Consider the following 574-nt stretch of genomic DNA (forward strand, 5'->3'; position numbering starts at 1 on the left):
GTTCGCGGTCTAGCAATGTGGAATGTGGCGGCACACCCACAGGACCCGGAGGCGATACGTGAGCAGCACGGCGATGGTGCGAGGCGCGACCGAGGACGCGGATCCCTTCGGGACCGCGCGGCTGCGGCGCGGCGTGCTGGACGCCTGGGCCGCGTCGCCCGCCCGCTTCCGCGAGGACGCCAACGCGGAGGAGGACCTGGCGCTCGGCGGCCACCGCGACCGGCTGGTCGTGGAGCTGGCCCAGAACGCGGCCGACGCCGCCGCCCGCCTCGGCGTGCCCGGGCGGCTGCGGCTGACGCTGCGCCCGGCGACCGACGGCGAACCGGCCGTGCTGGTCGCCGCCAACACCGGCGCCCCGCTGGACGCCGCCGGGGCCGAGTCGCTGTCCACACTGCGCGCGTCGGCCAAGCGGGACGAGGACCCCGGGCGGGCCGTGGGCCGGTTCGGCGTGGGCTTCGCGGCGGTGCTCGCGGTGAGCGACGAGCCCGCGGTGGTGGGCCGTTCGGGCGGGGTGCGCTGGTCGCTGGCGGAGGCCCGCGAACTGGCCCACAAGGCGGGCGCTGCGCAGCCCCGG

Annotated in this window: 1 protein-coding gene; it reads left to right on the plus strand. The window is 78.0% G+C overall.

What is annotated here, in order from left to right; all coding sequences use genetic code 11:
* Nucleotides 1–73 precede the first annotated feature (73 nt).
* A partial coding sequence (locus SSOG_RS46865) for a sacsin N-terminal ATP-binding-like domain-containing protein (RefSeq protein ID WP_039941656.1) occupies nt 74–574 on the plus strand: 501 nt, incomplete at its 3' end.

This window comes from Streptomyces himastatinicus ATCC 53653 (assembly GCF_000158915.1).
GTDB lineage: Bacteria > Actinomycetota > Actinomycetes > Streptomycetales > Streptomycetaceae > Streptomyces > Streptomyces himastatinicus.